Genomic DNA, 22,740 nt, shown 5'->3' on the forward strand with positions numbered 1-22,740 from the left:
CGGGGCGCGGGGCGTGCCGCCAAGGGGTCACGCGCCGCGAGAAGGGATCAGCGGGTGCGGCTCTCCGTACCGGTCAGGGCACCGGGGCCACGACGCCTCCGTACGGAGTGCGTGGTGCCCCGGCCGAGACCGGAGTCGGTGATCGCGTTGCAAGCTGCCACGGACGGAACGCTAGGGGGGTGGCCCCTCACGGGGCAACGGGTTTTCCAGCGGCGCTGCCGCCCCTCAGCGCTGATAGCGGGCCAGCACCAGGTTGCCGTCCTTCTCCAGGCGTCTGCGCAGCTCGCCGAGGCCGATGGCTCCGCTGTAGTACTCCTGGAGGGCGGGGGTCGCCACCTTGTCCTTCCACTCCGGGTAGCCGCGGACGGACTGTGCGGGTGCGGAGCGGAGGTGGGCGGCGAGGGCGGTGCCGGTCGCCCAGCCGTTCTCAGTCGTGTGCAGGGCCGGGTCGCCGAGGGCGCTGGTGCCGGTCGGCAGCATCCAGTCCCCCAGGGCCAGGCGGACCATGTTCCGCGGCCGGAGCAGGAAGTCGACGAACGCGGCCGCCTCCTTCTTGTGCGGGCTGTCCTCGGCGACGGACAGGGTCTGCGGGCTGACGCCCTGGGTGAGCCCGTCGGCGCCGGCAGGGGCGGGCAGCACCTGCCAGTGGAAGCCCTTGGGGGCCTGCTGCGCGATCTGCTGGCGGTAGGAGAAGCCGAGCGGGACCATCGCGTACTTCCCCGCGAAGAAGCCGGGCAGAGTGTCTGAGCCGCCGCTGCCCAGGGTGGTCGGCGAGGCGCTGTGATCGGTGTTCGCCTGGTCGTGGATCGTGCGCGGCACCACCTGGTCAGCCGCTCCGAAGCGGATCGTCACCTTGCCGTCCGCGCCCCGGTGGAACAACTCGCCGCCCGCCGACAGGGCGAGGTTGAGCGTGGCGGAGACGGGCTCCTTGAGCGGCCAGGCAACGCCGTACTTCCCCTTGCCGCTCAGCCGCTTCGTCACCTGCCTGAACTCCGGCCAGCTCCAGGGGCGTTGGGGCGTCGGGATGCGCACACCGGCCTTCTTCAGCCAGGTGGAGTTGGCGATGAGCACCCTCGGCTCCTGGAGGAAGGGCACGCCGTAGATGCCGTCGCCGAAGGTGGCCGTCTGCCAACTCCGTTGTGGGATGTCCGACTTGAGGCGGGCGGGCAGCAGGTCGGTCAGGTCGGCGAGATAGCCGCCGTAGGCGAAGTCCGCGAGGTCGTCGGAGGCGTCGTGGATGATGTCGGGTGCCTCACCGCCCTCGAAGGAGGTGAGCAGCTGGTCGTGGACGCTGTCCCAACTCCCCTGGACGTATTCGACCTTGACGTCCGGATGGCTCGCGTTCCACTCCTTGACCAGCTCCTTGTTGGCCTTGACGGAATCCTGCTGCCAGGCCAGGGACTGGAAGCGGAGGGTGATGTGGCCGTGCGCGCCACCGCTGCCGCCGCTGGTGCATCCGGCCAGCAGCAGGGTGAGGACGAGGAGGCAGATCATGCGGGCCCGCATCAGTGCTTCACCGCCCCGGTGAGCATGCCGCCGGTGATCCGGCGCTGGACGATCGCGAAGACGACGAGGGAGGGCAGCGTCGCGAGGAAGGCCGCAGCCGCGAGCGGGCCGAGGTCCGCGACCCCTTCGGCGCCGATGAAGTGGGTGAGGACCACCGGCAGGGTCTGTTTGTCCGGGGTCTTCAGCAGGACCAGCGCGAAGAAGAACTCGTTCCACGCGGTGACGAACGCGAACAGTCCCGTCGCCACGATCCCCGGCGCGAGCAGCGGCGCCACCACCGACACCAGCGTCCGCGCCCGCCCGGCCCCGTCGACGGCCGCCGCCTCCTCGACCTCGGTGGGCACGGCACGGACGTATCCGGCCAGCATCCACAGCGCGAACGGCAGCGCCCACACCACGTAGACCAGCGTCAGCCCGAACAGCGAGTCGATCAGGCGCAGGTTCTTCAGCACGAGGAACAGCGGGATGATCACCAGTACCAGCGGGAACGCCTGGCTGACCACCACCCAGCCGGTGGCGGCCCGGGTCAGCGCGGTGCGGCGGCGCGCCATGACGTAGGCGAGCGGGGTCGCGATCACGACGGCGATGACGGCCGCACCGGCCGCGGCGAGCAGGGAGTTGAGCGCGGCGTGCAGCAGGGGCTGCTCGTCGAAGGCCTGCCGGAAGTTGTCGAGCGTGGGGTTCCGCGGGATCCAGGTGGGGTGCAGACTGCCCAGCTCGCGGGGCGACTTGAAGGCGGTGGACAGCAGCCACAGCAACGGGAAGGCGAGGAAGACGAGATAGGCGAGCAGGGCGATGTACTGCCCTGCGCGGGTCCCGGCTCTGGCCCTCATGCCTCGTCACCTCCGCTGAGCCGTCCCACCAGGAAGAGGGCGAGCAGGACGGAGACGACGGCGACCATCACGCATCCCATCGCCGCCGCGTACCCGAACTGCCCGTAGCGGAAGGCCTCTTCGTAGGCGAACAGCATGGGCAGCCGGGTACGGCCGCCGGGGCCGCCGTTGGTCAGGACGTAGACCAGGGCGAAGGAGTTGAAGTTCCAGATCAGGTTGAGCGCGGTGATGGCGAGGGCGACCGGGCGCAGGGCGGGCCAGGTGACCGTGCGGAAACGGCGCCAGGCGCCCGCTCCGTCGACGGCGGCCGCCTCGTGCAGTTCGCGCGGGGTGTTCTGCAGTCCGGCGAGCAGGGCGACCGTGGTCTGCGGCATACCGGCCCAGACGCCGACGACCACAACTGCGGGCAGCGCGGTCGCGAGACCCGCCAGCCAGTCGTGGCCCCCGCCGAGGCCGAGGTCGCGCAGGGTCTCGTTGAGCACGCCCGCGTCCGGGTTGTAGACCAGCCGCCACATGACACCCACGACGACCTCGGGCATGGCCCACGGGATGATCGCCAGGGCGCGGGCCAGCCAGCGCAGCTTCAGGTCCTCGTTGAGCAGCAGGGCGAGGCCGAGCGCCAGCAGGAACTGCGGCACGGTCACCCCGACCGCCCACACCAGCCCGATGCGGAACGACTCCCAGAACAGGGTGTCGTGCAGCAGGTCCTGGAAGTTGAGGCCGCTGATCCACTGCGTGGCCTGCGTCCGGCCCGACTGGGCGTCGGTGAACGCCAGCAGGATGCCGTAGAGCAGCGGTGCCACGCTCAGCACGAGGATGGGGATCAGCGCGGGGAGGACCAGGAACCAGGCGCCGCGGTCGGTGGCGCGCCGCACCGGTCTTTCCGCCTGGGCCACTGACGCCACGAGTTCTCCCTTTCTGGTACGACTCCACCGTCCTGACCGTACTGACCGTCCTGATCGTGCTGATCATCCGGACCGTCCTGTACGGCATGGCCGGGCCCGGTCATGGTCGTGAAGGCACTGTGCCCCGTCAAGAGCCCGCGCACCCCTCGCGACCTGTGTGAATGCGAGACTGATCGCAGCGGATCGTGCGGATGGCGTGATGGTGACGCCGACGGCGGCAGGGGCACGACGACACGGAGGCGGACGATGGACGAGGCACGGGCGCGGGACGTACTGGCCGCTGCGGACATACTGTCCGGCCCGGCGCGGCTGCTTTCCCTGGGCGAGAACGCGGTGTTCGCCGCCGGTGACCTGGTGGTCAAGGTGGGCCGCGACCCGGAGCTGCTGGAGCGGGCACGCCGCGAACTGGACATCGCCCTGTGGCTGGCCGAGGCGGGCGTGCCGGCGGTCCGCGCAGCCGAGCCGAAGCCCCGGTCGGTCGACGGCCACCCCGTGACCGTGTGGCACCGTCTGCCGGATCCCGTACGGGACGCCGAACCGCGAGATCTGGCCGAACTCCTGCGCATCGTGCACGCCCTGCCCGCCCCGCCCTTCCGGTTGCCGCCGCGCGAGCTGCTGGGCGGCGTGGAGCGCTGGCTGCGCCTCGCGGGCGACGCGATCTCCCCGTCCGACGCGGCGTACCTGAGGGAGCGCCGCGACGGCTTCGCCGCCGCCGCGGCCGCGCTGACACCGCATCTGACCCCGGGACCGATCCACGGGGATGCGCTGCCGCGCAATGTGTACGTGGGCCCGGACGGCCCGGTGCTGGTGGACCTGGAGACGTTCTCCTCGGACCTGCGGGAGCACGACCTGGTGGTCATGGCACTCTCGCGCGACCGGTACGGGTTGCCTGCGGCGGCTTACGACGGGTTCGTCTCGGCGTACGGGTGGGATGTGCGCGAGTGGGAGGGCTGCTCTGTGCTGCGGGGGGCACGGGAGACGGCCAGTTGCGCGTGGGTGGCGCAGCACGCGGGGAGCAATCCCGCGGCGTTGGTCGAGTTCGAGCGGAGGGTGGGGTCGTTGCGGGACGGGGATGAGTCGGTGCGGTGGTATTCGTTCTGAGCGGCTGAGGGGGTGGGTGGCTTTTGTTCGTCGGGCGTGTGCGGGTCGGTTGTGGCTTGTCGCGCAGTTCCCCGCGCCCCTGGCGGGGGTGCAGCTAGCGTTCCTGGATTGTTCTGGCCGCCTTGTGGAGTTCATGTAGGACCGTCCGGACCGCTGTCCTGGCGGTGCGTTCCGGGCGGTGGAGGGCGTCGATGTGGCGTCTGGCGCGGACTCCGCTGAGGGGTCTGAGGGTCAGGGCGGGATGGGGGCGGGTGGTCCAGCGGGGCATCAGGGCCAGGCCGCCTCCTGCTGCGACTGCTTCGGCCACGACCGCGAACTCGTTGATGCGGTGGGCGAGATGGAGGCGTTTGCCCGCTGCGGCGGAGATCGCCTCGATGGTGGCCATGACCGGGAAGCCGTCGTGGACCGTGATCCACGGTTCGTCGGCCACGTCGCGCGGGGTCACGCGGCGTTTGGCGGCGAGCGGGTGGGTGGCCGGCATGGCCACGTCCAGGGGTTCGCGCAGCAGGGTCGTCGCGGAGACCGTGTGCGGCCATGGTGGTGCGTGGTCGAGGCGGTGCGCGAGGACGAGGTCGTACTCCTGGGTCAGGCGCGGGAACTCCTCCTGCGGTACGTCCTCGTCGGCGAGCCTCGGCACCGGGGCGCCGTCGGAGGCGAGCGCGCGCAGCAGGAGCGGGAAGAACGCCGCGGCCGCGCTGTGGAACGCCGCCACCGACACCTCGCCGTCGGGCCGGTCCAGGAACTCCCCGACGCTGCGGCGGGCCCGCTCCAACGCGGACTCCACCTCGATCGCCGCGCCCGCCAGCGTCTGCCCGGCGTCGGTGAGCACCAGGCGTCTGCCCCGGCGCTCGGTGAGCGGCACCGGGATGGAGCGCTGCAGCAGTCGTAGCTGCTGGGAGATCGCCGACGGGGTCACGAGCAGCGCCTCGGCGACGGCGGTGACGCTGCCCAGTTCGCCGAGTTCCCGCAGGATCCGCAGCTGCCGTTCGTCCATGCGCCCAGTGTAGGGACTCGATGTAGGGCTGCTAAAAGATCGATTCAGTAAGTGGTACTGGGCTTCACAGACGCTTGCGGTGCAGGGTGGAGCGGTGTCCGACGTCCGCCGTACCGATGCGGTACTTCTCCTTGTCGCCGTCGTCTGGGGTTCGAGCTATCTGTCCGCCCGGACGGCCACCGCCGCGCTCCCCGTCCTGCTGGTGCTGTTCGCGCGCTACGCCCTGTCCGCGCTCGCCCTGCTCGGGCTCGTGGCCGTCCGCCGCGGGCCGCGCCGGTTCAGCCGCGACGAACTGCGGGCGGGGGTGCCGCTCGGGCTGACCCAGGCCGCCGTCCTGGTCGTGGAGACGTACGGCGTCGCCCACACCAGTGCCGCCAACGCGGGGCTGATCATCAGCCTCACCATCGTGCTCACCCCGCTGCTCGACCGTACGCACGGCGGTCCGCCGCCCCTGTTCTACGCCGCCGCCGGTGTGTGCGTCCTGGCCGTGGGCCTGCTGGTGGCCGGCCACGGCTTCCACGCTCCGCGCTCCGGGGATCTGCTGATGCTCGGCGCCGCGGTGGTGCGGGCGGGCCATGTCGCGCTTGTCGGGCGGCTCACCGTCGGCCGGGCCGTACGTCCGCTGCAGCTGACGGCCGTGCAGACCCTCGTCGGCACGGCGCTGTTCCTGCCGCTGGTGGCCGTCCATGGTGCGCCGGAGTTGGCCCGGGCCGGTACGGCGACCTGGGCTCAGCTCGTGTATCTCGCCCTGTTCTGCAGTGTGTTCGCCTTTCTCGCGCAGACCTGGGCCGTGCAGCGCACCTCCGCCAGCAGGGCCAGTCTGCTGCTGGGCACCGAGCCGGTCTGGGCCGTCGCGGCGGGTCTCGCCCTCGGCGGTGAGCACCTCACCGCGCTGACCGCCCTCGGTGCGGCCATGATGGTCGCCGGCACCTACTGGGGCCAGTCCGTGGAGCGCGCCCACCGCGCCGCGGTCACAGCGGCAGCCGATACCGAAGTCCACGCCCACGAAAGGGACGTCCGATGCCGGACCACGACACCTACGACCGTCTGATCTCCCTGCTCGACGCCTCCTCCATCGACTACAAGCTGATCGACCACGAGCCCGAGGGCACCACCGAGGCCGTCAGCGCGCTGCGCGGGCACGCCGTGTCCGAGGCCGCGAAGTGCATCGTGCTGCGTGTCAAGGTCGACCGGCACACGACCCGGCACGTCCTCGCGGTCGTCCCCGGGGACCGGCGGGTGGACCTGGACGCCGTGAAGGCTTTGTACGCGGCCCGCTACGTCGGCTTCAGCGACGCGGAGACGGCCGAGCGACTGGCCCACGCCGTCCCCGGCACCGTGCTCCCCTTCAGCTTCGACCCCGAACTGGAGCTGCTGGCCGACCCGGACGTCATCACCCTGCCCCGCCTCTACTTCAACGCGGCCCGCCTGGACCGCTCCCTGTCCCTGTCGGGCCCCGACTACGAGCGGGTGGCCCAACCCCGCGTGGAACGCATCGCAAGCAGTCCCGCCCAGGCGTAGGAACCCCCGGGCGGGCAGGCCCGCCCCAGCACCAACCCCCCCCCCGGGGCGGCGCTCAGAGCACCCGCTCGTCCGCCGATTCCCGCAGCGGCCAGGTGGCGTCCACGACCGCCGTTGCGTCGCCCTTGCGGCGTAGGAAGTTCTGGAAGTCGGCCGCCCATTCGGCGTACCACTCGATCTGGCGGCGGTGCAGTTCCGCGGGGCCGAGGGCTGCGATCTTGGTGTGGCGGGTGGCTATCGCGCAGGCCAGGGCGGCGGCGGCGAGGGCGTCCGCCGCGGCGTCGTGGGCGGTGTCGAGGAGGACGCCGTACTCAGCGCAGACCGCTTCGAGGTTGCGCTTGCCGCGGCGGTAGCGGTCGACCCAGCGGTCGATGGTGTACGGGTCGATGACCGGGGCGGGGGCGATGCCGCCCAGGCGGTCGCTCAGCGACGGCAGGCCGTAGCGCCGTAGTTCGGCGGAGAGCAGGCTCAGGTCGAAGGCGGCGTTGTAGGCGACGACCGGGACGCCCGTCTTCCAGTACCCCGCGAGGACGTCCGCGATGGCGTTCGCCACCTGGTCGGCGGGGCGGCCCTCCGCGGCCGCCCGCTCATTGCTGATCCCGTGCACCGCCACCGCGTCCGCCGGGATGTGAACGCCCGGGTCCGCCAGCCACTCCCGGCGCCCTATGGGCTGCCCGCCCCTGACCTCGATCACGGCCCCCGTGACGATGCGCGCCTCGCGCGGATCGGTCCCGGTCGTCTCCAGGTCGAAGCCGATCAGCAGCTCCTGGTGCCAGCCCATGGGCGGCCCCCCTTCTTGGTGGTGCTTTCCCCCAGTGGTCTCCACCTTCCCATGGGCCACTGACAATCAGAGGACCGCATTCCGTTTGCCGTGGACACGGCCCGCGAGCGCGGCATACGAGCGCGGTCTCAGGACACGGGGCGCGAATCCACCCACGTCATCTCGAACTCCTCGCGATACGTGGGGAAGAGCCCGTTGTCGACTCCCTTGTCCATATCGTCCGGCTTGACCACACGGTTGCCGTTGCGCAGCACCAGCACCGGCGCCTCCATGCCGCGCGTGCGCCGGAGATAGGACTGCACGACCGCTATCCCGTCCGAGCCGTCCCCGTCGACCAGATAGGCGGTGAAGCGCGGGATCTCGTCGTAGACATGGATCTCGAAGGCGTCCGGGTCGCGCAGTCGCGACCGCACCCGGCGCATGTGCAGGATGTTCATCTCGACGGAGCGGCTCAACTCGCCGCGTTTCATGCCTAGTTCGCGCTCGCGCCGCTTGACCGCGCTGGAGGCCGGGTTGAGGAACAGCAGCCGCACCCGGCAGCCCGCCTCGGCCAGGCGCACCAGCCGTCGCCCGGAGAAGTTCTGCACGAGCAGGTTGAGCCCGATGCCGACGGCGTCCAGGCGGCGCGCGCCGCCGAAGATGTCCTCGGCCGGGAACTGGCGCAGCAGCCGCACCCGGTCGGGGTGCACGCCGACCACGTCCGCGTACCGGTCGCCGACCAGGTCCTCCACCGCGTCGACGGGCAGCCGGCGGGCCGAGGGCACGTTCCCGGCCGCGCCGAGGACGTCCAGCAGCTTCGCCGAGGCCCGCTCGGCCTGGCTCAGGACGGCCTCGGACAGGGCCCGGTTGCGGGAGACCACATTGCGGGTGACCTCGAGCTCGTCCAGGGCGAGTTCGACCTCGCGGCGGTCGTCGACGTAGGGCTCGAAGCACGGCCAGTGCTGCACCATCAGCTCGCGCAGCTGCGGCAGCGTGAGGAAGCTGAGGACGTTGTCGTCGGCCGGGTCGAGCAAGTAGCCCTTGCGGCGGCTGACTTCGCGTACGGCGACGGCGCGCTGCACCCATTCCTGACCGGCCGGGCCGGCCGCGGCCACCACCCAGTCGTCGGCGTGGACGGGTTCGTAGATGGGTCGCAGAACAGCGGCCACGACCGCGCGCAGCCGCTGTTCGACGAGGTTCAGCCAGACATAGGCCCGTCCCGCTCTCTGGGCGCGCGTACGCACCTCGCGCCAGGCGTCGGCGTCCCAGTCGAGCTCCGGCCCGATGGAGTTGGTCGCCATGGGCCTGGCCAGAGACACCGTGCCGGGCGGGACGTCTGTGGAGTTCCCCTCGTGACCCTCGTCACCAGGGGGCAGCTCCAGCCCTCCCGAGCCCACCCGCGCACCGCCTTCCGCTCCCCCGAGACTCCCCGTCTCAACGATCAAGGAAGGGTACTCCGGGACCGGTCGGCGATGCAGCCGGATGGACAGGTCGTTTCTCAACTACGCGGCTCCCAGTGGCCGTTCTGGGCCGCCAGGGCGTCGGGAGTGAGCGGATTCATAGCGGTGACGTCGCGCGGGGCGATGGAGAAGCCCTGCCAGTGGATGGGCATGGGCTGCTGGTCCTCGTCACGGGCGATGTGGTGGAAGCCCACGTTCATCCAGACGATCGGGTGCGTGAGGGTCTGGCCGTTCACCCACTTGTCGACCGATTTGCCTTCCGCGGCGGGGCAGTTGCCGGTGTTGTTGCTGGCGAACTGCTCGCACTTCTTGTAGTCGGTGAAGTACAGGTCGTGCTTGGTGAAGCTGCGGCCCGGGTACTTGGTGGTGGGCCCGGGGACGATCTCGTACGAGCGCGCGTGCCCGTCCTTGTTCTTGCCGCTCGCGCTGACCATCCGCCACCAGCGGTAGGTCTTGTAGTCGCCGGCCAGTTCCTTGGTGACCTTGGTGCGGGTGGTCTTCGCGGTCGGGGCCTCCTGGCCGCGGGCCGGTGCGGTGACCTTCGAGTCGTACTGCTCGACCTTGGTCTTGGAGGACCCGTCGAGGCCGAAGTCCAGCCGCCAGAAGACGTTGTGGCTGTGGCTGGTGGCGGAGGCGGAGGCGCCCTTGCCGATGGGCCAGCCGCGGCCGTCACCGGCGTCGTAGTCCTCGTAGGAGAGGCTGCCGGTGGCGCCGACGTTCATGTTGATCGTGCCGTCGTCCTGGAAGCGCCACTCGGTCATGTACTCGTACCAGCCGACCTGGTTGACCGTGTAGACGAGCAGGTCCTTGCCCTGGGCCTGGTAGACCTTGTTCGCGCTGTCGCCCTGCATGCGGTAGGCGTGGCCGCGTGAACGGGTCGTGGTGCACAGGCCGTTGACGTTGGGGTGCTGCGGGTCCCAGGAGTCGGGGACCTTGACGGACTTGATGGTGCCGCCGGGGCATTCGCCGGGCGCGAGGTTCACCAGGCCCTGGGCGAAGCCGAAGCCGGTGAGGTCGTCGTACTCGACGCTGCCGTCGTCGTAGGGGACGTCGACCTGGGCGAGCCGGGCGCTGTTGAGCACCTTGATCGGCTTGGTCTCGCCCTTGGGCTGGTAGGAGACGTCGTCCAGGACGAGGCCCGCCTTGCTGTCGTAGCGCCAGCACATCGTCCAGGTGGTGCCGCTGGAGAGCTTCTGCTGGATCTTGTAGGTGCTGCTGCAGCCGGCGGCCGGGGCGGCGGCGGTCTTCTGCTCGGCGGAGGCCGGTCCCGCGCCGGCCATCGCGCCGGCGGCGAGTGCGGCCACGGACACACCGACGGCCGTGCGCATGCGTGCACGGCTCACTCTGTTGACGTGCATGAAGAGATGACTCCCTTACAGGAGAAGCAAGTTGGAAAAGTGGACGGAGGTCAGCGGTCGAGCCTGGCGACCTTGCCGGCGCTGAGGTCGACGATCAGCTTCCTGGCGTCGATCCACGGGCCGTTGACGACCTTCGGGAACAGCCGCACACAGCGGTGCTCGCCGCACTTGTCGAGCACGGCGGGCTGGGCGCCGGGCGTGGCCCGGTAGACGGCACCGTTGAGCAGCAGCTGGTCCGGCGAGGTGAGCTCCTTGCCGGTGGCGTCCTTGTAGTCGGCCTTCAGGCCCGCGCCGAGCCGGTCGGCGATCAGAAGCCTGGCCGCCTCGGCGTTCTCCGCCCGGCTCAGCGGCGGCTGCACTCCGTGCTGCGAACCGCTCTCCTCGACCTTCCCGGTGTCCAGATTGACCGTCTTGGTGACGAGGCTGTCGTTCCGGTAGTCGTAGAACGTGACGTCGGCGCGCCGTGGCGCGTTCGCGCCGTCCGTCCCCTCGTCCTCCGGGTCGACGAGGTCGACGGTCAGTCGCTGCGGACCCCGCTCGCCCTGCACGTTCTGTGCGGAGTTGCGCAGCTGCCCGGTGGCGGCGAGCTGCTCCGCCCGCTTGATCTCGTCGTCGGTGAGCGGGTCGCTGCCCTTGCCCTTGTCCCCCTCGGCGGGTGCCTGCTGCACGACGCCCGGCCGGACCGCGCCGTCCTGCCCCGCTGCGGCCGCCGTCCCGGCCGCCCCCTTGCCCCCTCCGGATTCGTCGGCCCCCGCCGTCCCCGGCAGGGTGATCGCGACCATCACGGCGGTCCCTGCCACCGCTACGGCCGCACCGGCCACCACCTTTCCCAGATGGCGGTGCACTATGTTGCGCACATTTTCCCCCTACTCCCCCTTGGTCACGGGAGTACGTGTCTGCCCCACTGGTTCGGCATAGCGCGTATGCCTGGTCGAGATAGCGCGCCTGCCTGGTCGAGCGGTAAGAGGGACGTAAGTCATAGGTGGTTCCATCACTTTCGGGGACACTCGACGCGAAGGCGCCACCGGCGTCGCGGTCCAGCTGAAAGAGTCGATCCATGCAGGTCTGGCCTGGCGAGGCATATCCGCTCGGTGCCACGTACGACGGCGCCGGCACCAATTTCGCGGTCTTCACGGAGGCCGCGGACCGAGTAGAGCTGTGTCTGCTGCACGACGACGGCTCGGAAACGGCGGTGGAACTGCGCGAGAGCGACGCTTTCGTACGGCACGCGTACGTGCCCGGCATCATGCCCGGGCAGCGCTACGGCTTCCGGGTGCACGGACCGTACGCCCCTGAACACGGTCTGCGCTGCAACTCGGCGAAGCTGCTGCTCGACCCGTACGCGCGCGCGATCAGCGGCTCCGTCCGCTGGGGCGAGGAGGTGTACGGCTACCACTTCGACGCGCCCGAGGAGCGCAACGACCTGGACTCGGCGCCGCACACGATGACCTCCGTGGTGGTCAACCCGTACTTCGACTGGGGCGACGACCGGCGGCCACGGCGCGGCTACCACGAGACGGTGATCTACGAGGCCCATGTCAAGGGCCTCACGATGCAGCACCCGGGGCTGCCCGAGGAGCTGCGCGGCACCTACGCGGCGCTCGCGCACCCGGTGATCATCGAGCATCTGGTGGAGCTCGGCGTGACCACGCTGGAGCTGATGCCGGTGCACCAGTTCGTCAACGACCACCGGCTGGTCGACATGGGCCTGAACAACTACTGGGGCTACAACACGATCGGCTTCTTCGCCCCGCACAACGCCTACGCCTCCTGGGGCGACCGCGGGCAGCAGGTCCTGGAGTTCAAGTCGGCGATCAAGGCCCTGCACGAGGCCGGCATCGAGGTCATCCTCGACGTGGTCTACAACCACACGGCCGAGGGGAACCACCTGGGCCCGACGCTGTCGTTCAAGGGCATCGACAACGCGCAGTACTACCGCCTCGCGGACGACCCCCGGTACTACATGGACACCACGGGCACCGGGAACTCCCTGCTCATGCGGTCCCCGCACGTCCTGCAGTTGATCATGGACTCGCTGCGCTACTGGGTCACCGACATGCACGTCGACGGCTTCCGCTTCGACCTCGCGGCGACACTGGCGAGGCAGTTCCACGAGGTGGACCGGCTGTCGTCGTTCTTCGACCTGGTACAGCAGGACCCGGTGGTCTCCCAGGTGAAGCTGATCGCCGAGCCGTGGGACGTCGGCGAGGGCGGCTACCAGGTGGGCAACTTCCCGCCGCTGTGGACCGAGTGGAACGGCAAGTACCGCGACACCGTACGGGACATGTGGCGCGGTGAGCAGCGGGCGCTCGCGGAGTTCGCGTCCCGGCTGACCGGCTCCTCGGATCTCTACCAGGACGACGGCCGCCGCCCGCTGGCCTCGATCAACTTCGTGACCTGCCACGACGGCTTCACCCTGCACGACCTGGTCGCGTACAACGACAAGCACAACGAGGCCAACGGCGAGGAGAACCGGGACGGCGAGAGCCACAACCGGTCCTGGAACTGCGGGGCGGAGGGCGAGACCGAGGACTCCGATGTGCTGCGGCTGCGGGCGCGCCAGATGCGCAACTTCGTCGCCACGCTCATGCTCTCCCAGGGCGTGCCGATGATCAGCCACGGCGACGAGTTGGCGCGCAGCCAGGGCGGCAACAACAACGCCTACTGCCAGGACAACGAGATCTCCTGGGTGAAGTGGCTCGACCCCGACGCCACGGAGGAGACCACCGAGAGCGCGCTGCTGGACTTCACGCGCGCGATGGTGTGGCTGCGCAAGGACCACCCGGTCTTCCGCAGGCGCCGCTTCTTCCACGGGCGGCCCGTGGAGGGCACCCACGACGAATTGTCGGACATCGCCTGGTTCACGCCGGAGGGCAACGAGATGAACCAGCAGGACTGGGACACGGCGCCGGCCTCCGCGCTGACGGTGTTCCTGAACGGCAACGCGATCTCCGAGCCGGGGGTGCGCGGGGAGCGGATCGCCGACGACTCGTTCCTGCTGATGTTCAACGCCTCGCCCGAGCCGCTGGAATTCGTGGTGCCGGTCAACCACGGGCGGCAGTGGCAGGTCGTGGTGGACACCGCCCGCTCGAACGGCCTGCCGCCGGAGGGGGAACCCAAGGTGGACGCCGGTGACCGGCTGACCCTGATGGACCGGAGCCTGACGGTGCTGCAGCGGCCGGTCTAGGTGGTGGCGTGCCGGGGCCGTACCGGACGGTGCGGCCCCGGCGGCCGTTCAGCGCACCCGTGGCGGAAGGGGATGACACGAAGGGCGGCAGGACGGGTACGTAGGTCTGCATGACACCTGAGCGACCCGAACCCGTGGTGCCCACGGCCACCTACCGGCTGCAGCTGCAGCCCGACTTCCCGTTCGCGGCCGCCGCGGCCGCCGTGCCGTACCTGGCCTCGCTCGGCGTCTCGCACCTGCACCTGTCGCCCGTCCTGGAGGCCCTGCCCGGCTCCACGCACGGTTACGACGTGGTGGACCCCGCGCGCGTGCGCGAGGAACTGGGCGGCGAGGAGGGGCTGCGCGCGCTGGCGCGTACCGCGCGTGAGCACGGTCTGGGCCTGGTGGCCGACATCGTGCCGAACCACATGGCCATGGCGCCGCGGCACAACCACGCCCTGTGGGAGGTGCTGCGCGAGGGCCCGAAGTCGCCGTACGCGCGCTGGTTCGACATCGACTGGGAGGCACAGGACGGCCGGATGCTGCTGCCGGTGCTCGGCCGGCCGCTCGGCTCGGTGATCGACGAACTGCGCGTCGACGGCGACGTACTGCGCTACTACGACCATGCCTTCCCGCTGCGCGCGGGCACCGAGGAGCTGCCGCTGCCGCGGCTCCTGGACGCCCAGTGGTACCGCCTGGCGTGGTGGCGGCTGGCCCGCACCGAGCTCAACTACCGGCGCTTCTTCAGCATTTCGGAGCTCATCGGGGTGCGGGTGGACGACCCGGAGGTATTCCGGGCCACGCACGCGAAGATCCTGCAGCTGCTGCACGAGGGCGTGATCGACGGGCTGCGCGTCGACCACCCCGACGGGCTCGCCGACCCCGGCACCTATCTGCGGCGGCTGCACGAGGCGACCGGGGGCCGCTGGACGGTCGTGGAGAAGATCCTCGCGGACGGGGAGAGCCTGCCGGCCTCCTGGCCCGTGGCGGGCACCACCGGCTACGACGCCCTGCGACACATCGACGGCCTGTTCACCGACCCGGCGGGGTTCGGTGAACTCCTCGGCCAGTATCGGCGGTTCGCGGCTCCGCAGGCGGACCGGGGCGGCGACTGGGCGGCCACGGTGCGCCGGGCGGCGTACAAGGTGATCACGCACGAGCTGGCCACCGAGGTGCGCCGGCTGACCCGGGTGGCGGACCGGCTGTGCGCCGGATCGCCGGACCCCGCGCTGCGCGACCGCGCTCCCTGGGCGCTGCGCACGGCACTGCGGGAGCTGCTGGTCCGCATGGAGGTCTACCGGCCCTACGCCGAAGGGGACGCGGCCGCTGTGGTCACCGAGGAGGCCGCCGCCGAGGCCCGGCTCGCCTTCGCCGTCGCGGAGGAGGCGGGCGCGGTCGACGTGGTGCGCGGTCTGGTCCTGGGGCGGGACGGGGACGCTGACGGGGCGGGGGGCGGCGACGAGTTCCGGGCGCGGTTCGCCCAGACCGCGTCGGCGTTGCGCGCCAAGTCCGTGGAGGACACGGCGTTCTACCGCTACGTGCCGCTGCTCTCGGCGAACGAGGTGGGCGGCAACCCGGGCAGCCCGGCGGTGTCCCCGGAGGACTTCCACGGCTACTGCGCGCGCGTGCAGCGCGACTGGCCGGCGACGGGCACGGTCGTCTCGACGCACGACACCAAGCGCAGCGCCGACGTACGGGCGGCGCTGGCGGTCCTCACGGAGTGCCCGCAGCGCTGGGCGGACGTCCTGGCCGAGGCCACGCGCGCGGGCGCTGGTGTGCCGGACGCGCAGCTCGCCTGGGCGGCCTGGCAGACGGTGTTCGGGCTCGGGGCGGCGGACGAGGAGCGCGTGCAGCAGGCGCTGCTGAAGCATGTGCGCGAGGCGGGGCTGGGGACGAGCTGGACGGAGCAGGAGCCCGCCTACGAGGAGGCGGTGGCGGCGTTCGTCGCCGACGGGCCGTGCGGGGCGCCGGGCGAGCGGGTGGTCGCCCTGCGCCGGGCGCTGGAGCCGCACGTGAGGGCGAATGTGCTGGGTACCGCCCTGGTGCAGCTGACCATGCCGGGCGTGCCGGACGTCTACCAGGGCACCGAGGGCGAGTACCTGGCGCTGGTCGACCCGGACAACCGGCGGCCCGTGCACTTCCCGCCCGACACCGCGGGCGACAAGGACTCGCTGACTACGGCGGCACTGCGGCTGCGCGCGCGACGGCCGGGCGCCTTCGGGGAGGCGGCGACGTACGCGCCCCTGACCGCCGAGGGCCCGGCGGCGGCGCACTGCCTGGCCTTCGCCCGCTCCTCCCAGGTCGTGACGGCCGTGACACGCCTCTCGCTACGACTGGCCGAGGCGGGCGGCTGGCGGGACACGCTGCTGCCGCTCCCTCCGGGACGCTGGTCGGACGTACTGTCCCCGGAACGGGAGTTCACCGGGCACGCACGCGTGGGGGAGCTTTTCGGACGGCTGCCGGCGGTGCTGCTGGAGAGGGTCGACGAGGAGTAGGGCTCTGGTAAGCGCGCGGGGCGGTGGGCGGCACGCGCGTGAAGGCGGTCACGGGGCCCGAGCACGCGCGCGTGGCGCAGTTTTTCACCCCGCTGCGGAGCAGTGGACCTCACACCGGGAGGACCGCCGCCGTCCCCGGCGACGGCCAGGCCTCCCGCAAAAGGTCCACGAAGGCCTGTGCCGCGCCGGTGGGTGGTACGCGGGTGAAGACGGTCATGGGGCGTCGCCAGGGCGGGGTGTGCGAGAGGACCGCGCAGTCCTCGCCGACCGCTCCGCGCACGATGTGCGAGGGCGCGACGCACACGCCCACTCCGGCGGCGGCCATCCGTACGGCCGTCGAGGTGTGCTCGGTCCACACGGCGGTGCGGGGCTCGAAGCCGGCCCTGCCGCAGGCGAAGTCGAGGAAGCGCTCGCCCTGGACCACCGGTTCCATGGCGCAGCGGATCCAGTGGCGGTCGGCCAGTTCGGGCAGGGTCACCGTGCTGCGGGCCGCGAAGCGGTCGTCGAAGGGGACCACGAGGACGGCCTCCTCCTCGCCGACCGGTACGACGGTGCCGGGCCAGTCGGCCGGTGCGGGACCGATGGCCAGGTCCGCGGTCCCGCGTTCGACCTCCTCCTCCAGCGCCTGCGAGGTGGCGTACTCGTGCAGGTGCAGCAGAACGTGGGGGTGGGCGGCGCGCCAGCGGGCGAACACGTCCGGGAGCACCCCGACCGCGACGGAGTGGACGGCGGCGAGGTGCAGTTCGCCGCCCTCGGCGTCGGCCGCGGCACGGGCCGCGCGGCGGGCCTGGACGGCGCTGCGGACCGCGCGTTCGGCGTGCGGACGGAAGGCGCGGCCCATCGGTGTCAGGCGCACGCCGCGCGGCAGACGCTCCAGGAGCTCACCGCCGACCGACCGCTCCAGCGCCTTGATCTGGTGCGAGAGCGCCGGTTGCGAGACATGCAGGGCGTCGGCCGCGCGCGTGAAGGACGCCTCGTCGACGACGGCCAGGAAGTACTCCATCTGCCGCAGACTCATGCCGCTCCCTCCGTCCGCAGGGTCCGCGCCCACGGCCCCCGGAGTGCTTCATAAACATCGTGCATGGGGTCGACAAGAACATTGCCTTGGACTCATGGCAAGAGGTGGGCGGAGGGTGGGGCCATGGACACAGTGGATGTCATCGTCATCGGCGGCGGCACCGGCGGTTACAGCACCGCCCTGCGCGCCGCCGCCCTCGGTCTCGACGTCGTGCTCGCCGAGCGGGACAAGATCGGCGGGACCTGTCTGCACCGCGGCTGCATTCCGAGCAAGGCGATGCTGCACGCCGCCGAGCTCGTCGACGGCATCGCCGAGGCGCGTGAACGCTGGGGCGTGAAGGCGAGCCTGGACGCCGTCGACTGGCCGGCGCTGGTCGCCACCCGCGACGACATCGTGACGCGCAACCACCGGGGCGTGGAGGCGCACCTCGCGCACGCGGGCGTGCGGGTGCTGCACGGCAGCGCGCGGCTGACCGGCCCCCGCACGGTGCGGGTGGAGAGCGCCGACGGGACCGGTGGTGACGTCGCGCCGGGCTTGCGGGACCTCACCGCACGCCGTGGGATCGTCCTGGCCACCGGCTCACGGCCGCGCACGCTCCCTGGGCTCGAACCGGACGGCCGGCGCGTGGTGACGAGCGACGACGCCCTGTTCGCGCCCGGTCTGCCGGCGTCCGTACTGGTGCTCGGCGGCGGCGCGATCGGCGTGGAGTACGCCTCCTTCCACCGCTCCATGGGCGCGGAGGTCATGCTCGTCGAGGCCGCCGACCGGATCGTGCCGCTGGAGGACACGGACGTCAGCCGGCATCTGACGCGCGGCCTGAAGAAGCGCGGCATCGACGTGCAGGCGGGCGCCCGGCTGCTCGACGCCGAAGTGCTGGAGTCGGGCGTACGCGCACGCGTGCGCACCGCCCGCGGCGAGACCCGTACCGTCGAGGCGGAGCGGATCCTGGTGGCGGTCGGGCGGGCCCCGGTCACCGACGGCCTGGACCTGGCGGCCGCGGGCCTGGCGACGGACGCGCGCGGCTTCGTCGAACCGGCCGACTGGTCCCGCCTGGAGACGTCGGTGCCCGGCGTCCACGTCGTGGGCGACCTGCTGCCGCCGCCGTCCCCGGGCCTGGCCCACGCGTCCTTCGCGGAGGGGCTGCTGGTGGCCGAGACGCTGGCGGGCGTGGACTCCGTGCCGGTCGACTACGCGGCGGTGCCCCGGGTGACGTACTCGTCGCCGCAGACCGCGGCCGTGGGCCTCGGCGAGGCGGAGGCACGCGCGCGTGGGCACGAGGTGGAGGTGAACACCATGCCGCTGACGGCGGTCGCGAAGGGCATGGTGCACGGCCGCGGCGGCATGGTGAAGGTCGTCGCCGAGGCCGGCGGCGGGCAGGTGCTCGGGGTGCATCTGGTGGGCCCGCACGTCTCCGAGATGATCGCGGAGAGCCAGCTGATCGTCGGCTGGGACGCGTACGCCTCGGACGTGGCCCGGCACGTCCATCCGCACCCGACGCTGTCCGAGGCGGTGGGCGAGACCTTCCTGACGCTGGCGGGGCGCGGGCTGCACCAGCAGTGAGTGCCGCCGCTCGCGCCCCGGGCGGTAGCCGGGCCCGTTGCGGGCGGCAGCGAATGCTTCCGGGCGCCCCCAGGAGCCTCCCCCACGGTGTTATTGACACTTCGTGGAGGGCATGGGGTACTGCGGTTGCGGAAGCCGGGCGGACGGGTCGGGGGTGAGTCTCCTGCGGCAGCTGCGCTACCCCACCGTGACGCAACTCGTTGCGTGCGCACAGTCGTTGGCCGGTACGAGACCCGGTCTGTGCACACTGCGGCAAGTCGGCGTCTCCCGGGCCGGCAGGCCCCTGCATCTGCTGTCCGTGGGCCGCGCCCGGCGCGCCGTGCTCGTCGTCGCAGGCGCCCACGCCAATGAGCCGACCGGCGCCTGCACGGTCCTCTCGCTCGCCGAACGGGTGCTGGCGGAGCGGGAGTTGCGCGCGGAGACGTCCTGGCACTTCCTGCTGTGCGCGGACCCCGACGGCGCGAGCCTGCATGTCACACCCGCGCCGCGCAGCCTCTACGAGTACCACCTCGGGTTCTTCCGGCCCTCGGCCGAGGAGCAGCCGGAGTGGTCGCCCTCGGTGCTGCCGCCGCACCTGCTGCCACCCGAGACACGCGCGCTCACCGAGGTCATCGACGAGCTGCGCCCCTACCTCCAGGTGACCCTGCACGGCACCGATCTGGGCGGCAGCTGGGTGCAGTTGACCGAGGACATCCCTGGTCTCGCCGAGCCGTTCGCCAAGTCCGCGGCGCAGCTGCACATCCCGGTGGAGACGGGCGCCTCGGACGCCGCGGGCTGGTCCGCCTCCGGGCCGGGGGTGCATGTGATGCCGTCCGTGGGCGCGGGCGCCGCGTACCCGAGCATGCCGGACGACGCGCGCAACAGCACCTGGTACGCCACGCACCGCTACGGCGGGCTGACGGCGGTGGTCGAGGTTCCGATGTGGGCGAGCGACCTGGTGGACGATCCGGCCCCGCATCCCGCCCCGGCCGCGGAGATCGGGCGGCTGGCACGCCGGCTGCAGTGCGACGCGCTGGAGGTGGAGCGGGTGCTCGCCGACGCGCTGCCGCGCCTCGAGGGCGTCGAGGGGCCGCTGCTGCGGGCCGCACAGTGGGTGCTGGATCTGGTGCCGGGCCTGGCCGCGGACTGGATCCACACGCCGCCCGCCGACGACACGATGGCGTACGTCAGCAGTGTGGACGCGTTCGGCCGCCGCCTGCCGCTGCGGGCGGCGGCCATGCTGCTACGGGTCCTGCGGGAGACCGGCGACCCCACGGCACCGGGTCTGGAGCGGCTCGTGGAGACCTGGAGCGACGCCTTCGCCGAGCGCTTCCGGGCGCGCTGGGTGCCGCTGGAGCACCAGGTCGAGCACCAGTCCCGCACGGTCGTCACGGCGGCACGGTGCGCCCGCGACCGGGCCGCCTGAGCGGACCGCCGGAGGGGCCGTCCGAGGGGGCCGCCCGGGGGGCCGCCGTCAGTCGTCCAGCGCGAAGACCGAGCCGGTGCGCGCGGTCATGAAGCAGGCGCTGGAGAACCTCTCGGTGTAGTCGACCGTACGGCCGCTCCACTGCCCGCGCGCGTGGACGGTCACGGGTGCGTAGATCATCGGGCAGAAGGTGTCCTTCACCGGGATGCGGGTGATGTCGCCGTCGACGGCGGCGAGTTCGCCGCACGCCTCGGCTGCGCGTGCGTGTCCCGCGGGCGGGTCGCACAGCAGCAGGGTGCCGTGCCGGTGGCCGGCGCGGGCGTCGCCCTTGGCGACGGTGAGGTAAAGCCAGTTGTTCGGTGGGAAGCCGTGCGTGACCGCCTGCGCCGGGGCCGCGCCCGCAACGAGGAGGGCTGCCGCCGCGAGCAGACCGCCTCGCAGCGTTTTCGCTCTGGTGCTGATCGTCATTCCAGATGCATCGGCACGGCCGCCTGCGAACCCCAGCCGGACTCACCCGAACGGGAGCACGCCGGGGCGTACCGTCCGGCGAGTTCGAACGCGGCGAGCACCACGCGCGACTGGTACTCCACCTGGCGCGCGACGGGGATCCAGCGCGCCCCGATGGTGTCGCGGTAGTCGGCGCACCACTGCTCGATGAAGCGCTCGAGGTCCGGCAGCACATTGGCCGGGTCGCGCCCTGCGGCCGTCACGAGCTGGTGCAGCAGCCCGGCCGTGCGCAGCGCCAGCCGTCGTCCGGCGATGCGCAGGGCGGCCAGGTGGGCGTTGCTGAGGGGCGGCAGTGGACGCGCCCCGTCCGCGATGTCGGGGTCCCACGTGTCGGCCAGTCCGGGGCAGACCAGTAAATAGTCGTCCACCGGGGCGAGCAGATGGGCCACGTCCGGGGTCCCCGCCAGGTGCGGGCGCAGCCGTGCGAGCAGCGCCTCGAGCAGCCGTGTGTCGCGGCGCAGCGTGTGGCTGACCGTGCGCAGGACGGCTGCCGCGTCGGCGGGCGGTGAGCCGTCCTCCACGGCCGCCACGCCCCACATGGGCGCCTCGACGACCGCTGTGACGGTGCCGTACCGGTGCGGGTGGAACCAGGTCGACTCGACGGCCGCCTCCGTGATGGCCGCGGCCAGGTCGCCGATCTGGGGCGGCGGGATGCGGTAGACGGCGGGGCCCAGGCTCGGCCAGTACAGCGTGTCGTAGGGGCCGAGTTCGCGCGGGATGCCGAGGCGGGCCGCGGTGTGCGCGACGCGGCCCGCGAGGCCCGGCAGGTCGTGGGTGAGCTCGACGAAGCCGCCGCCGACGTCGACGCCGTGCAGCGAGCACTGCAGGAAGGGCCGCAGTTCGTCCTGGAGCTCCAGCAGGGTGCGGGTCTCGGGCAGGGCGGCGCCCGCGGCGCCGTCGGGCAGCCACTCGGGCTGTTCGAGGAAGCCGGGCCGGAAGAAGTTCCGGAAGTACCGGCCGAGGGTGTACGGGCCCTGCAGCCAGCCCTCGTTGCGGTGCAGTCCGTCGGGGTCGAGGGAGAGCAGCAGGTTCCAGGTGGCGTCGGCGCCCTCGGTGAACCGCGGGTCGGCGAGTGCGCGTTCGGCCAGCCGCAGCACGGTGCCGCCGCCGACGGGTTCGTTGGCGTGCGGTCCGGCGACGACGAGGGCCTGCCGGCTGCCGTGACCGATGGAAAGCAGCCACATCGGATGGCCCGCGCGGGAGGTGCCGACGCGGCGCAGACGAGCGTCCGCGGGACGGCGGGCGACCATTGCAGCCGCCCGCGCGCCGAGTTCGTCGACGGTCGGGTAGCGGAGGAGGGGCGGCAGGGCACACCTCCACAAGTGGTGCCGTCGGTTCACCTGATGTACATGGCCTACGCACAGTCAGTCACGACTTGGGGGGTACGTCAACACCATGGAGGGGAAACCGATTTGGGCCATCGCAGCACGTCAACGCGGTGTCATGCTCAGGCCAAAGCTAAGCCGGTGCTCAGTCGACGGCGAGCCGGAACGACATCCGCCCGAAGCCGACCTGATCGCCCTCGCGCACGACGGCGGCGCCGATGACCCGCCGCCCGTTGACCGTAGTGCCGTTGGTCGAGCCGAGGTCGCGCAGCACCCACACGCCGCCCTGGCGGGTCAGTTCGGCGTGGGTGCGGGACACCGTTTCATGCGTGAGACGCAGGCCGTTGGCCGGATCGCGTCCAATGCGCAGCGGGTGCCCGTTGCCGGGGTGCGGCAGCAGCAGCTTGGGCAGGCGCTCGGCCTGCCACGCCCTGCGCAGCCGTACGGTGAAGCCGGACACCGCCTCCACGGTGCCGAACACCACGCGCGAGAGGCGGCTCTCCTGGGGGAGATCGGCGGTGAGCACGGCGAGTTCGTCCGGGCGGCGGGCGGCGAGCGCCAGCTCCATGCGGTGGATGAACGTGTCGTGCGAGAGCCGTCCCATGGCGACGCCGTCGCGCAGCACCTTCAGCGCCTTGTCGCGCTCCGCGTCGGACAGCCGCGCGGGGTACGTGTTGAACTCGAAGGACGACGTCACGTTCGTGATTGTCGGTCAGCGGGCACCGGGTGTCCAGAAAACGGGAGAACGCCCGCCACGCGCGCGTGCCCCCGGCGACACCAGCCGCAAAACGGGTGAATCAAAAGCGCATTGATCCCTTTTGAAGCA

Annotated in this window: 19 protein-coding genes; 7 read left to right on the top strand and 12 right to left on the bottom strand. The window is 71.8% G+C overall.

Annotation, left to right across the window (positions count from 1 at the left end):
* Window positions 1-225: 225 nt before the first annotated feature.
* Genes JYK17_RS11670 through JYK17_RS11680 form a run of 3 tightly spaced genes read right to left on the bottom strand, consistent with a single transcriptional unit; the run spans window position 226 to window position 3,244 of the window.
* Window positions 226-1,506 (bottom strand): ABC transporter substrate-binding protein, encoded by a 1,281-nt coding sequence (locus JYK17_RS11670; RefSeq protein WP_222810308.1) that lies wholly within the window; start codon window positions 1,504-1,506, stop codon window positions 226-228.
* Window positions 1,506-2,339: a carbohydrate ABC transporter permease gene (locus tag JYK17_RS11675; protein ID WP_128801611.1), complete on the bottom strand. Its 834-nt coding sequence runs from the start codon at window positions 2,337-2,339 to the stop codon at window positions 1,506-1,508. Before JYK17_RS11675 ends, JYK17_RS11670 begins: the two co-directional genes overlap by 1 nt.
* On the bottom strand, window positions 2,336-3,244 hold the full coding sequence (locus JYK17_RS11680; protein ID WP_108006770.1) for a carbohydrate ABC transporter permease: 909 nt from the start codon (window positions 3,242-3,244) through the stop codon (window positions 2,336-2,338). Before JYK17_RS11680 ends, JYK17_RS11675 begins: the two co-directional genes overlap by 4 nt.
* 246 nt (window positions 3,245-3,490) lie before the next feature.
* Between JYK17_RS11680 and JYK17_RS11685 the strand changes: the two genes are divergently transcribed.
* Window positions 3,491-4,345 (top strand): phosphotransferase enzyme family protein, encoded by an 855-nt coding sequence (locus JYK17_RS11685; RefSeq protein WP_222810309.1) that lies wholly within the window; start codon window positions 3,491-3,493, stop codon window positions 4,343-4,345.
* Window positions 4,346-4,439: 94 nt separating this feature from the next.
* On the opposite strand, the gene JYK17_RS11690 is transcribed toward JYK17_RS11685, so the two are convergent.
* Window positions 4,440-5,339: a LysR family transcriptional regulator gene (locus JYK17_RS11690; RefSeq protein ID WP_222810310.1), complete on the bottom strand. Its 900-nt coding sequence runs from the start codon at window positions 5,337-5,339 to the stop codon at window positions 4,440-4,442.
* 94 nt (window positions 5,340-5,433) lie between these two features.
* Between JYK17_RS11690 and JYK17_RS11695 the strand changes: the two genes are divergently transcribed.
* Together JYK17_RS11695 and JYK17_RS11700 are read left to right on the top strand one after the other, a co-directional pair.
* Entirely contained in the window at window positions 5,434-6,390 is a 957-nt protein-coding gene (locus JYK17_RS11695) for a DMT family transporter (RefSeq protein ID WP_222810311.1), read from the top strand.
* The gene (locus JYK17_RS11700) at window positions 6,360-6,860 is read left to right on the top strand and encodes a YbaK/EbsC family protein (protein WP_222810312.1); all 501 of its coding nucleotides are present in this window, start codon (window positions 6,360-6,362) and stop codon (window positions 6,858-6,860) included. Before JYK17_RS11695 ends, JYK17_RS11700 begins: the two co-directional genes overlap by 31 nt.
* A gap of 55 nt (window positions 6,861-6,915) precedes the next feature.
* Here JYK17_RS11700 and JYK17_RS11705 read toward each other — a convergent pair whose 3' ends face one another.
* The 4 genes from JYK17_RS11705 to JYK17_RS11720 form a co-directional block, all read right to left on the bottom strand.
* Complete coding sequence (locus JYK17_RS11705) at window positions 6,916-7,641, bottom strand: 3'-5' exonuclease (RefSeq protein WP_128801614.1); 726 nt, start codon at window positions 7,639-7,641, stop codon at window positions 6,916-6,918.
* Window positions 7,642-7,769: 128 nt separating this feature from the next.
* The gene (locus tag JYK17_RS11710; RefSeq protein WP_128801615.1) at window positions 7,770-9,017 is read right to left on the bottom strand and encodes a DUF5919 domain-containing protein; all 1,248 of its coding nucleotides are present in this window, start codon (window positions 9,015-9,017) and stop codon (window positions 7,770-7,772) included.
* Between the two features lie 101 nt (window positions 9,018-9,118).
* Window positions 9,119-10,438, bottom strand: a complete 1,320-nt coding sequence (locus JYK17_RS11715) for a copper amine oxidase (RefSeq protein ID WP_222810313.1) — start codon at window positions 10,436-10,438, stop codon at window positions 9,119-9,121.
* Between the two features lie 50 nt (window positions 10,439-10,488).
* Window positions 10,489-11,295 carry a Tat pathway signal sequence domain protein gene (locus JYK17_RS11720; RefSeq protein ID WP_222810314.1) on the bottom strand — a complete coding sequence of 269 codons (807 nt, stop codon included), beginning with the start codon at window positions 11,293-11,295 and terminating at the stop codon, window positions 10,489-10,491.
* A 200-nt stretch (window positions 11,296-11,495) separates the two neighbouring features.
* On the opposite strand from JYK17_RS11720, the gene glgX reads away from it, so the two are divergent.
* On the top strand, window positions 11,496-13,625 hold the full coding sequence (glgX, locus tag JYK17_RS11725; RefSeq protein ID WP_108006788.1) for a glycogen debranching protein GlgX: 2,130 nt from the start codon (window positions 11,496-11,498) through the stop codon (window positions 13,623-13,625).
* Between the two features lie 110 nt (window positions 13,626-13,735).
* Window positions 13,736-16,099: a malto-oligosyltrehalose synthase gene (gene treY / locus JYK17_RS11730; protein WP_222810315.1), complete on the top strand. Its 2,364-nt coding sequence runs from the start codon at window positions 13,736-13,738 to the stop codon at window positions 16,097-16,099.
* A gap of 109 nt (window positions 16,100-16,208) precedes the next feature.
* Here the strand turns inward: treY and JYK17_RS11735 are convergent, their stop codons facing one another.
* A complete protein-coding gene (locus tag JYK17_RS11735) occupies window positions 16,209-17,117 on the bottom strand; it encodes a LysR family transcriptional regulator (protein WP_108006792.1) in 909 nt (302 codons plus the stop codon).
* A 123-nt stretch (window positions 17,118-17,240) separates the two neighbouring features.
* Between JYK17_RS11735 and lpdA the strand changes: the two genes are divergently transcribed.
* The gene (gene lpdA, locus JYK17_RS11740; protein ID WP_222810316.1) at window positions 17,241-18,677 is read left to right on the top strand and encodes a dihydrolipoyl dehydrogenase; all 1,437 of its coding nucleotides are present in this window, start codon (window positions 17,241-17,243) and stop codon (window positions 18,675-18,677) included.
* A gap of 154 nt (window positions 18,678-18,831) precedes the next feature.
* On the top strand, window positions 18,832-20,082 hold the full coding sequence (locus JYK17_RS11745) for a M14 family zinc carboxypeptidase (RefSeq protein WP_108006796.1): 1,251 nt from the start codon (window positions 18,832-18,834) through the stop codon (window positions 20,080-20,082).
* A gap of 48 nt (window positions 20,083-20,130) precedes the next feature.
* On the opposite strand, the gene JYK17_RS11750 is transcribed toward JYK17_RS11745, so the two are convergent.
* The 3 genes from JYK17_RS11750 to JYK17_RS11760 all read right to left on the bottom strand — a co-directional run bounded on the left by JYK17_RS11750 (window position 20,131) and on the right by JYK17_RS11760 (window position 22,611).
* Complete coding sequence (locus tag JYK17_RS11750; protein WP_108006798.1) at window positions 20,131-20,550, bottom strand: SSI family serine proteinase inhibitor; 420 nt, start codon at window positions 20,548-20,550, stop codon at window positions 20,131-20,133.
* On the bottom strand, window positions 20,547-21,911 hold the full coding sequence (locus tag JYK17_RS11755; RefSeq protein WP_222810339.1) for a M14 family zinc carboxypeptidase: 1,365 nt from the start codon (window positions 21,909-21,911) through the stop codon (window positions 20,547-20,549). Before JYK17_RS11755 ends, JYK17_RS11750 begins: the two co-directional genes overlap by 4 nt.
* A 148-nt stretch (window positions 21,912-22,059) precedes the next feature.
* Entirely contained in the window at window positions 22,060-22,611 is a 552-nt protein-coding gene (locus JYK17_RS11760) for an FHA domain-containing protein (protein WP_222810317.1), read from the bottom strand.
* Window positions 22,612-22,740 lie beyond the last annotated feature (129 nt).

It is taken from the genome of Streptomyces plumbidurans (assembly GCF_019857225.1).
GTDB lineage: Bacteria > Actinomycetota > Actinomycetes > Streptomycetales > Streptomycetaceae > Streptomyces > Streptomyces plumbidurans.

Bases quoted from the DNA above. Each gene is read 5' to 3' on its own strand.
- treY (WP_222810315.1), top strand. From the start codon at position 13,736: ATGACACCTGAGCGACCCGAACCCGTGGTGCCCACGGCCACCTACCGG.
- JYK17_RS11670 (WP_222810308.1), bottom strand. From the start codon at position 1,506: ATGCGGGCCCGCATGATCTGCCTCCTCGTCCTCACCCTGCTGCTGGCC.
- JYK17_RS11675 (WP_128801611.1), bottom strand. From the start codon at position 2,339: ATGAGGGCCAGAGCCGGGACCCGCGCAGGGCAGTACATCGCCCTGCTC.
- JYK17_RS11735 (WP_108006792.1), bottom strand. From the start codon at position 17,117: ATGAGTCTGCGGCAGATGGAGTACTTCCTGGCCGTCGTCGACGAGGCG.
- JYK17_RS11700 (WP_222810312.1), top strand. From the start codon at position 6,360: ATGCCGGACCACGACACCTACGACCGTCTGATCTCCCTGCTCGACGCC.
- JYK17_RS11685 (WP_222810309.1), top strand. From the start codon at position 3,491: ATGGACGAGGCACGGGCGCGGGACGTACTGGCCGCTGCGGACATACTG.
- glgX (WP_108006788.1), top strand. From the start codon at position 11,496: ATGCAGGTCTGGCCTGGCGAGGCATATCCGCTCGGTGCCACGTACGAC.
- JYK17_RS11705 (WP_128801614.1), bottom strand. From the start codon at position 7,641: ATGGGCTGGCACCAGGAGCTGCTGATCGGCTTCGACCTGGAGACGACC.
- JYK17_RS11715 (WP_222810313.1), bottom strand. From the start codon at position 10,438: ATGCACGTCAACAGAGTGAGCCGTGCACGCATGCGCACGGCCGTCGGT.
- JYK17_RS11750 (WP_108006798.1), bottom strand. From the start codon at position 20,550: ATGACGATCAGCACCAGAGCGAAAACGCTGCGAGGCGGTCTGCTCGCG.
- JYK17_RS11690 (WP_222810310.1), bottom strand. From the start codon at position 5,339: ATGGACGAACGGCAGCTGCGGATCCTGCGGGAACTCGGCGAACTGGGC.
- lpdA (WP_222810316.1), top strand. From the start codon at position 17,241: ATGGACACAGTGGATGTCATCGTCATCGGCGGCGGCACCGGCGGTTAC.